At 69.0% G+C, this 9,694-nt stretch carries 9 protein-coding genes and 2 pseudogenes; 6 read left to right on the forward strand and 5 right to left on the reverse strand.

Features of this window, described 5'->3' with window-relative positions; genetic code table 11:
* Both KS423_RS15595 and KS423_RS15600 read right to left on the reverse strand, forming a co-directional pair.
* Positions 1-224: pseudogene (locus KS423_RS15595) on the reverse strand (Sua5/YciO/YrdC/YwlC family protein); the annotation flags it as partial.
* Positions 225-737: 513 nt separating this feature from the next.
* Positions 738-1,772: an RNA-guided endonuclease TnpB family protein gene (locus tag KS423_RS15600; RefSeq protein ID WP_224279637.1), complete on the reverse strand. Its 1,035-nt coding sequence runs from the start codon at positions 1,770-1,772 to the stop codon at positions 738-740.
* 25 nt (positions 1,773-1,797) lie between these two features.
* Here KS423_RS15600 and tnpA point away from each other — a divergent pair, with 25 nt between their 5' ends.
* From tnpA to KS423_RS15615, 3 genes are all read left to right on the forward strand, one after another.
* Positions 1,798-2,229, forward strand: a complete 432-nt coding sequence (gene tnpA, locus KS423_RS15605; RefSeq protein WP_224279609.1) for an IS200/IS605 family transposase — start codon at positions 1,798-1,800, stop codon at positions 2,227-2,229.
* Positions 2,230-2,831: 602 nt separating this feature from the next.
* Entirely contained in the window at positions 2,832-3,038 is a 207-nt protein-coding gene (locus tag KS423_RS15610) for a hypothetical protein (RefSeq protein WP_224279611.1), read from the forward strand.
* 121 nt (positions 3,039-3,159) lie between these two features.
* A complete protein-coding gene (locus KS423_RS15615; protein ID WP_374119960.1) occupies positions 3,160-3,390 on the forward strand; it encodes an ATP-binding protein in 231 nt (76 codons plus the stop codon).
* A gap of 808 nt (positions 3,391-4,198) precedes the next feature.
* Here KS423_RS15615 and KS423_RS15620 read toward each other — a convergent pair.
* Positions 4,199-4,777: a TetR/AcrR family transcriptional regulator gene (locus KS423_RS15620; RefSeq protein WP_224279613.1), complete on the reverse strand. Its 579-nt coding sequence runs from the start codon at positions 4,775-4,777 to the stop codon at positions 4,199-4,201.
* A gap of 90 nt (positions 4,778-4,867) precedes the next feature.
* On the opposite strand from KS423_RS15620, the gene KS423_RS15625 reads away from it, so the two are divergent.
* From KS423_RS15625 to KS423_RS47370, 3 genes and pseudogenes are all read left to right on the forward strand, one after another.
* Positions 4,868-5,749: an SDR family oxidoreductase gene (locus KS423_RS15625; protein ID WP_224279615.1), complete on the forward strand. Its 882-nt coding sequence runs from the start codon at positions 4,868-4,870 to the stop codon at positions 5,747-5,749.
* 276 nt (positions 5,750-6,025) lie between these two features.
* Positions 6,026-6,877, forward strand: a complete 852-nt coding sequence (locus tag KS423_RS15630; RefSeq protein ID WP_224279617.1) for an NAD(P)H-binding protein — start codon at positions 6,026-6,028, stop codon at positions 6,875-6,877.
* A 675-nt stretch (positions 6,878-7,552) separates the two neighbouring features.
* A pseudogene (locus KS423_RS47370) lies at positions 7,553-7,663 on the forward strand (recombinase family protein); the annotation flags it as partial.
* A 255-nt stretch (positions 7,664-7,918) separates the two neighbouring features.
* Here KS423_RS47370 and KS423_RS15640 read toward each other — a convergent pair.
* Complete coding sequence (locus tag KS423_RS15640) at positions 7,919-8,620, reverse strand: hypothetical protein (protein ID WP_224279619.1); 702 nt, start codon at positions 8,618-8,620, stop codon at positions 7,919-7,921.
* A 92-nt stretch (positions 8,621-8,712) separates the two neighbouring features.
* Entirely contained in the window at positions 8,713-9,219 is a 507-nt protein-coding gene (locus KS423_RS15645) for a SigE family RNA polymerase sigma factor (RefSeq protein ID WP_224279621.1), read from the reverse strand.
* Between the last annotated feature and the right edge of the window lie 475 nt (positions 9,220-9,694).

Genomic DNA, 9,694 nt, shown 5'->3' on the forward strand with positions numbered 1-9,694 from the left:
GGTCATCGGCTCCTCCTCGCCGGGAGGAGCAGGGTGCTGGAGACCAGGGGCTCGCCGAGCTCGGCGAGCAGGACCCGGGTGACGGCGTGGTCGGGGATCCGGACGCCGACCGTCTTCTTCTTCGGGTGCATCAGGCGGCGCGGAACCTCCTTGGTGGCAGGGAGGATGAAGGTGTAGCTGCCCGGCGTCACGGCCTTGACGGCGCGGAAGACGTTGTTGTCGATGTTGGCTGCGTAGGTGACAACGGGTTCTGGTCCAACTTCTGTGGTGTGGCTACTCCCTGTGACTGTAGGTCTTGCTGGTGGTCTCGCGAGATCGTCCGGAAACTGACGGTGCCGACCGCGTGCGGGCTGATGGTTCTGGGCTGTGCGCGAGGTACTGCTCCGGCTGGAAGAGCTGCTCTTCCTGTCGGATCCGGGGATCAGTGTGGTGTCGGTACAGGACGACGGCGAGGTGATCCGAGTTGGTGTCAGGTGCCAGACGGACGGTGCACGGTGCCCAGGCTGCGGAAGCTGGTCCGGGCGCGCGCACGGTGCCTACCTGTGGCTTCCCGCTGAGGGCTTCACGTGCGAAGACGTTTCCTGCGGACGGCGGACGTTCGTCAAGCAGGTCGAGGGCCAGGCGCAGGCGTCCGGTCTCGGTCAGCGGTGCGTTACGGTGTGGCATGAGGGCCTTTCTGGCCGCCGGGTAGATGTCGCAATCCACACCGAGCCAGAAGGCCCTCACTCATTTCAAGATCAGCACGCCGTGAACCCCGTCCTCAACCTCACGGCGCCGCAGTTCGAACACACCTGTGAGGTCGGCTCGAAACGGCCTATCCGGTGGAAGGCACGCCCGTATCGCACGGCCTTGTACTCCAACATGGCCACGAACGCCGACCACCCGGCGTCGTGCACGGACTTGGCCAGGCGCGTGCGGGCAAGTCCCTTCACCGCCAGGTCCTCCACCGCGACCGCTTGGCTCTCGCGGACCAACTCGGTGGAGAGCCGGTGATGGAACTCGCGCCGCGCATCGGCCACCCGGCCATGAGCACGAGCGACCCTGACCCGGGCCTTGTCCCGGTTCTTCGACCCCTTCGCCTTTCGGCTCAACGCCCGCTGTGCGCGCTTCAACTTCTTCTCCGCGCGGCGCAGGAACTTCGGGCTGTCGACCTTCCGGCCGTCCGAGAGCACCGCGAAGTGGGCCAGACCCAGGTCGATGCCGACCACTGCGTCGGCCTCGGACATCCGTTCAAGGTCGGCGGCCGGGTCGGTCTCGACCACGAAGGAGGCGAAGTACCGCCCGGCGGCGTCCTTGACCACGGTCACCGTGGACGGCACCGACGGCAGCGAGCGCGACCACTTCACCCGTACGTCGCCGATCTTCGGCAGACGCAGCTTCCCGCCACCGGTGATCCTCCACCCGGCATTGGCCGTGAAGCGGATCGCCTGCCGGCTGTCCCTGCGGGACTTGAACCGGGGAGGTCCGGTCTTCGGCCGCTTGCCCTTGATGCCGTCGAAGAAGTTCCGGTATGCGGTGTCCAGGTCCCGCAACGACTGTTGCAGGATCACCGACGACACCTCACCGAGCCAGGCACGCTCGGGGGTCTTCTTCGAGGCCGTCAGCCGCCTGGACAGCTCGGCGGAGGTGACGAACGGCAGCCCGGCGGCGCGGGCGTCCTCACGGATACGGAGCGCGTCGTTGAAGACCACCCGGGCACACCCGAACGACCTTGCCAGGCAAGCGCGCTGACTGACGCTCGGGTACACGCGGAAGGCGTACCGAAGCTGCACGATGCTCACCGTAGCATCCTGGTTCATGTCACCACGCTGGAACCCGAACCCAGACGTGCGCACCGGCCGTCACGTCGTCCACCACCTGCACGTCCACTTGGTTTTCGTCACCAAGTACCGGCGCAGGGCCTTCACGGACGCCATGCTGACCCGCTGCGAGGAGATCATGCAGGACGTGTGTACGGACTTCGAAGCCGAGTTGAAGCAGTTCAACGGCGAGCAGGATCACGTACGCCTGCTGGTGCACTACCCGCCCAAGGTCCAGCTCTCCAAGCCGGCCAACAGCCTCAAAGGCGTCAGTTCCCGAAGGCTCCGACAGGAGTACGACAGCCACGTCCGCCGCTACCTGTGGGGCGGCCGCTTCCGGTCCGGCTCCTACTTCGCCGGATCGTGCGGTGGCGCGCCACTCACCGTCGTACGCCAATACATCGAGAGTCAGCAACGCCCGACCGTCTGACCCTCGCCCCGCAGGCGCAGAGAACTCCGGCGCTCCGCGCCTCCGGGCCAGGGATGGCCTTCACCTCCGGCGTAAACGCCGGAGCACTGGCCAAGATCAGAGGTAGAGCTGCGCGGCCGTGTTGTGCAGATCGGTGAACCCGGCGGAGGAGAGGATCATGTCCGCCGGTTTGACGTGGAAGCTGGTCATCTGGCTCCCGGTTGTCCGTCCCCGTTCACGGTAGCAAGGCAGGGCGCCACTGAGACGGTGCTTGACGCCGCCTCCTCTGGGCAATCGAGGCGCGCTGAGCCCGGGTGGGGCGCGGCAGGGCGCAGTAGCGCTGCAGCACGCCGGTGTCCGACCTGGTGGGCTGGCTGCCGCCCAAGGGCGTGCTGCAGCGCACCGAGTGCGCCGTTGTCGACGACGGACAAGCCGCCCTCGACCAGCTACTGAAGCGACTCACCGACGTCCCCGCGCCGGCCGGGCCGACTCTCCGGCAGATCGGCATCCTCCACAGGCCACCCTGCTGCCTGTCATCGAGATCAACCGGAAACCGACTGAGCAGTAGTGCTCAGCGGCCCAGTCTGTGTCGGATGTAGTCCGGCTGGGCCGCGCCGACCTCGATGCGGTTCGACGTCCAGCACGGCGAAGTCCCGCGCCGCATCCGGGAGCTGGAGAGCCATAACGCGCTCCTGGCCGCCGAGCTTGCCGAGCAGGCCGAGCGGGCCGGCAGGCTCGAACGCCGGACTGTCGAGCTGGAGGACGAGGTCACCGCAGTCCGGAGAGTTCTCACACGGTCGATCAGAGCCGTTCCGCCACTGGCACGGTAGTCACCGACGCACGTTCTCCTGCGATGTGCTGTCGGCCGGGCGGCTGGCCGGCAGCACCGAGAGTCCCTTCCTGTGGACGGTCACCGTAATTCCCCGGGCGGCCATCCCTTCGCTCCGGAGGGTGTCCGGAGGCCAGCGTGCCTCGAAGCGGCCCGACCGCCGCCCCGAGCGGAGGCCACGCGAATTCACGGTCGCCGGGAACTCGCCATTCGCGGAGTGGGACAAGACGTTCGGTGACCCCAGGCTCTGCGCCGTCATCGCCGACCGGATCACTTTCCGCTGCACGCTCATCCAGACCGGCACCGAGTCCTACCGTTTCCGGGGCACCGAAGCCGAAGGTGCCGAGCGCTGAAGAGCAACCTCGAATCGGAGAGCCATCCCGATCGAGACGGATGCGGTGTTCACGCACACCAGCGTGATCACCGCATCCACCGCCGGCAGTGTCTCAGGCGGCGAAAGAACCCCCGTCCAGGACTCGCTACGCGGCGCATGCCGCCTGTCCGCCGTCGGTTCGTGCCAGTTCCTCCAACGCCTGGCGATCGGCCCACCCGAACACCTCCCGCAGTTCGGGAGTGAGATCGAATCCGATCTCTTGAGCAATCCAGTCCGTGATCACCAGGGCGTCGGCGACGGCCGCCGGATCAGTGGCGATCTCCAGTCAGTGGCCAGCACCGCCGCCCGGTCACCGCCGCCCCGAGTCCCATCGCTTCGGAGCCCCGTTTCCGCAGGCCGCCGGTTTCGCCCTCCACCAACGACGGGCCCGGCCTTCGGGTCGACTTCTGAAGTTCCCAGGCCCGCCACCGATGTCGTCGCCCGGACGTCCTCCGCCTGCAACGAGGGAGCAACGCCCGGCCAAAGACCCCTCTCATGTCTCAGCGCGCGGTACCAGGGGGTCTCGGCACCACCAACGACCTGCGCACCTCCATGGTCACGGTGCGGTCGCGGGGCGTCCCTGTACACGGCCTTCGTAGGCCCCGTAGCGCCCTGGTGCCGGCCGATGAAACGCATCACGGCTCCTTGCCGAGGCGTTCCGGACTGGGCTGCGGCCTCCTTGGACGCCTGGACATGGCGGCCCACAGCCAGGATCAGGCCGGCGAGCTCGAAGAGCTGTGAGGTCTGCTTCTCGTCCACCGCACCGGCGCTGGACGGTGCTCGTCCGGTCAGCCCAGCGATGCGCTCGCCGCACGCAGTTCGTCCAGGGCCGCCAGGGTGTACCCGGCGAGCTCGTCCTCGGCGCCACGGTCGTCCTCGGCCCATTCGGCGTACCCCCGTTTGAAAGCGAGGACGCCCAGCTCGCCCGCGAGAGCCGCGGTCGGATCGGGTACGCCGCGGGCGACCAGAGCGGTTGTCATCGCGGCTGCGAGACTGACGGTCTTGAGGGTGTCACGCTCTTGAAGCTCGGCGCTGGCGGCGACGGCCGCCTTCAGACGGGGGGCGAGCTCGCGACTCCTGGGGCCCATCGCGGTCGAGGCGCGCTCGAGACCGGCGGCGACTGCCTCAAGCGGGCTGGCGTTACCGGGCGCGTCGGCGATCCCCTCGGTCAGCAGCCGGCTCAGCGTCTCCTGCCCGGCGACCAGCAGCTCGCGCTTGTCGGGGAAGTGCCGGAAGAAGGTGCTCTTGGTGACCCCGGCACGCTCGGCGATCTGCGCGACCGTCGTGGCGTCATACCCCTGCTCCGTGAACAGGTCGACCGCAGCCACGACGAGGCGTTCACGCGCACCTGGTTCCCATCTACCCATGGGTACAGCATATGCGATGGGACTCTTGTCCCATCACCCTGCTAGAGTGAGTGACGGGACAAGAGTCCCATCACTTCCGGGAGGGCTTCCATGCGCGTCTTTGTCACCGGCGGCACCGGTCTGATCGGTTCCGCCGTCGTCGCCGAACTCCTCGGCAACGGCCACACCGTCCTTGCGCTCGCCCGCTCCGACGCCTCCGCACAGGCCGCCGAGGCAGCCGGCGCCGAGCCGCTGCGGGGAGGCCTCGCCGATCTGGACGTCCTGCGCTCCGGCGCCGCCCAGGCCGACGGGGTGATCCACCTGGCCTTCGGCAACGACTTCAGCAGCCCCGAGGCCCTCGCCCAGAACGTCGCCGAGGAGACCGCCGCCCTCACCACCCTCGGCGAGGAGCTCGTCGGCAGCGACCGCCCCTTGGTCACCGTCTCGGGTACGCCCTGGGTGCCGGGCCGTGCCTCCACCGAGGCCGACCCGGTGCCGACCGACGGGCCGGTCGGCGGCCGCGGTCGCACGGTCACGGCAGTCCTGGGCCTGGCCTCGCGCGGGGTCCGGAGCACGTCCGTACGCATGCCGCGCACGGTTCACAACGAGGGCACGGGCGGGTTCGCCGGTCTGCTGACCAACATCGCACGCCAGAGCAGGATCTCCGGCTACCCCGGCGACGGCACGCAGCGCTGGCCCGCCGTCCACGCGCTCGACGCGGCCGTTCTCTTCCGGCTCGCCCTGGAGCAGGCGGAGGCCGGTACCGTCTGGCACGCCGTGGCCGACGAGGGGGACAAGGTACGGGACATCGCGGCCGTCATCGGCCGACGGCTGGGCCTGCCGGTCGAGTCGGTGCCGGAGGAGACCTACGGCCCGCTCGGCCCGATCTTCAAGGCCGACCAGCCCTCGTCCAGCACCCGCACCCGGCAGGCGCTCGGCTGGGAGCCGAAGCACGCCAGCCTTCTGGAGGACCTGGAGAACATCCAGCCCTGATCGGCGACCGACGATCGGGGCGGACCCGCTGCCGGCGCTCACGCCGGCAGCGGAAAACCCTCGCCCACGTCACTCGCGACCGACCGTCTCGCCGCAGCGACATCCCGTACCCGCACATCCCGCGGTCGACGCGCTCCGGCTCCCGACGTGTTCCCCACACCATCGCCAACAACCAGGCCCGCCGGCGCCGGTCCGCCACCCGCGTGGCAGCGACACATCTCGCACGACCCGCGCCAATGCGGCAATTCATGTCCACAACAAGCAGGAGGTTCCATCATGGTGGCAGTTGTCTTCGGCGCTCGCGGTAACGTCGGTCGTCATGTGGTCGATGGCCTGCTGGTCGCCGGTGAGCAGGTCAGAGCAGTCAGCAGGACCCCAGCCGCGGGCTTGACGCCCGGGTGCGAAGCAGTCGTCGCCGACCTGGAGCGTCCCGAGACGCTGCCCGCAGCGCTCGACGGTGCCGACAAGGTGTTCCTGTACGGAATGCTCGACCCCCAGAAGCCCTACGACATCGAGAAGGTCGCTGCGGCGGCCGCAGCCGCGGGGATCCGGCAGGTGGTTCTGCTCTCGTCGGTGTCCGTCGTCCCGGACCCCGACGCCGACCACCCGGTCGCCCGCCTGAACCGCACGATCGAGCAGGCCGTCCAACGGTCCGGCATGGACTGGACGTTCCTCAGGCCGGGGACATTCGCGGCCAACACCCGCACCTGGTGGGCCGAATCGATCCGCACTGACAACGTCGTCCGCCTTCCCTATCCGCTCGCACAGTCGGCACCGGTGCACGAGAAGGACATCGCGGCGCTGGCGGTGACCGCCCTGACCGAACCGGGCCACTCGCACCAGGCCTACACCATCTACGGGGCCGAGTCCCTGACCCTGCAACGCCAGGTCGAGCACATCGGCGAGGCCATCGGCCGTCATATCCGGGTTGAACACATCTCCGCCGAGCAGGCTCGCGCGGAAGTCGCCAGAACGATGCATCCGGTCGTGGCCGAGGCGATCGTGAGTCAGTGGGCCGCCGCCGACGGCGTCGTGGCCGTGACCTCCGTCATCGCCGAAAAGATCACCGGCGTTCCGGCACACACCTACGCCCAGTGGGCCGTCGACCATGCCGACGACTTCCGCTGAGCTTGTCGTGCCGACCAGCCACACGGGGCCCGGTCTGCTCGGCACCCTGGTTTCCGCCGCCCTGGCCACAGTGGCGGAACGCGCAGCGGCGCACCCACCCGGCCATGTCTTCACGGGACGCCCAGAACGGGGTTGACTGTGTCAATCTTCGTACTGAGATACAAGCCACGGCCGGCCGCGGGGACGGCCGTGTTGGCTACCGGAGCTTGCCGGCACCGTCCGAGTTCCGGGAGAGCTGGGTCTCGATGCGCTGAAGGGCCGAGATGACCGTGGGCGATCTCGTCGGCATCGGTGACAGTGCCGTCGAGCAGGCGACTCCAGGCCTCCCGCAGCCGTCTCAGGTCTTCCAGGGCCGCCCGGACACCGGACCCTCCGGAGTGCAACGACCGCCCGGCACCAGTGCCGGGCGGTCAACGCCCTTCCGCTGCTCCGGCTGCCGCACGCTGCCTGTCGTCAAACGATCGTTTGACGACAGGCAGGTGCCGCGTCCAATGAACCCGTGCAATCCGGGGGTTCACGGCGGCTCGAATCCCATCAGATCTGTTGGTGGTCGATGACAGGGTTTGACGACAGAGAGGGTCCGATCCTCCGTGTGGAAGGGGCCCTTCGACGGCGAACCTGGTCTACAAGCGGGTCTCGACCGACCAGCAGTCAACCGCCCGGAAGAACCTCGTCCTGGACGAAGCCGGGATCGAGGACCCGGTCGTCTTCGAGGAGGACGGCGGCACCTCCAGCCGCCTCCACCCTCTCCAGCGCCCGAAGTTCCGCGCGCTCCTCGGCTACGCGCGGCCGGGCGACACCGTCCACATCTCCGAGATGTTCCGCCTCGTCCGCGGCACCGGCCACATCCCTCGACGTGCTCGACGTCCTGCACCACGACCGCCTCGCGCTGCCCATCCACGACGGCGCGTTCTCCGCCGACCACGGCGTCAGCCGCAGCGCCATCCGCACGGCCGTCGCCGACCTCCTGCCCGACCACACCGTGGCCAGATTCAGAGAGCCTCACCAGGGCCGGGGGCGTCCTTCGTGGACGGCCCCGGTTCAGCGATTCCAGTGCGGGCTGAGTGCGATGCCGCGCATCTGGTCGATGGTGAGCGGTGGTTCGGGGCGGGTGGGGCCGGTCTTTCCCGAGGGGTCGATACGGCTCGTGTTGACCTCGTCCACCTCGATCTGGCGGCCGTCCGGCCGCAGGACGGTTACCTTCCAGTGGGTTACGCCACCGATCCACTGGCCCCGGTCGACCAGCACGGCCGTGCCGTCCGGGAACCGTTCGGCGCGGCGCTCGGGCGAGGTCGCCTGCCAGTCAAGGTTGTTCAACGGCATGTCGTCCGCGAGATCCACCCAGATCAGGGCTTCGCCCCGTCCGTCGTCGTACACGAAGCCGCCACCGGCACCGACATCGCCCTCCGGCTTCGGCTTGGTGATACGGCCGTCGACGAAGGTGCCATTGCTGTTGGTTCTGGTGATCTTGCCGGGGGGCATGAACGCGGCCAGCTGGGCGGAGATCGCTCCGGACCGAGGACCGCCGGGGGGCGGACTCGCCGAAGGGGCCTGGGTGGGTGCCGGAGCCGGGGTTGCGGTGGCTGTCGGTGTTCCGACCGGGGAGGGCAGCGCGGAGGTCGGGCGCCCGGAGAAGACGACGCTGCCCGCAACGCAAAGGCCGGCGGCGACGAAAGCCGCAACGCCGATCTGCGCGCGGCGGACCAGGCACAGGCGCCGGCCGTGGGCGGTGGCACGGGCCACAAGGTCCGTGCTGTGCGACCCGAACTGCTGGGAGGAGTGGTGCAGGGCGTCGTGCAGACGCTGATCGGGGTTCATGAGTGTGCTCCGTTCGGTCAGGCCTGGACGAGGTCGGCGAGCAACTCGTCGCCGAGGACATGCCGCAGCTTCTGTAGGGCCCGCAGGCTGCGGGTGCGAACAGCCCCCGCGGACAGCCTCAGCATCTGCGCGGTCTCCTCGACCGGGCGGTCCTCCCAGTACCGCAGGACCAGCACCGCCCGATCCTTCGGTGCCAGTTGCGCCAGCCCGTCGAGCAGCGTCAGCCGCAGCTCCGGGTCGCCGGCGTCGACGGACGCGCGGTCCGGGAACCGGTCCACCGGTCGCTCCCGCGCGCTGCGCCGACGACGGTATGAGGTGAAGGTGCGGACCAGCACGGTGTGCGCGTAGGCGACCGGCGACTGCGCGCGGTCGATCCGGCGCCAGGAACGGAACATCTTCGCCAGCGTCTCCTGTACGAGGTCCTCGGCGAGGTGGCGGTCTCCCGTGAGCAGACACGCGGTGCGGTAGAGCTGGTCGCTGCGGGCATGGGCGAACTCCAGGAAGTCCGCGGGTGCGTCCCCCACGGGTCGGTCCTTTCTCGAACTGTCATCGACCCAGGCACGCGTTGGGGGTGGGTTCGCGTTACAGCAACGGCGTCGATGTTGTCCCTGTCACGTTCTGCGCCAGGCCAGATCAGGATGTCGGACTTGCCGGCTCCCTGGTTGAGAAGCATCGGGAAAACCCTTCCCAGTCCATCCATGACGCCAAGTCCCTCCGGCGCCGGGTCCCGTCGTGTCGACAGATGGCACTCAGGTGACGATCATTCAGTTCCCGGCTTCCAAAAGTAGTTTGGCGGGAATCCGGCAAGAGCTGTTGCAGGTCGAGAACACCGGAGGCGGTGCCACAGCGATTGCCGGCGGCTCGGGGCCGGACGCTGCGGGACGAGGGATGGCCGGTCGGGGGCTCTCGCCGAGAACCGCGGGGGCACTCCCTCACGACGGAGACGCCGGGAGGGGCGGCCCCCCCCGGGGCGGGCCCGCCCGCGGGGACCACGGGCGG

The sequence above is a fragment of the Streptomyces sp. LS1784 genome (assembly GCF_020103755.1).
Taxonomy (GTDB): domain Bacteria; phylum Actinomycetota; class Actinomycetes; order Streptomycetales; family Streptomycetaceae; genus Kitasatospora.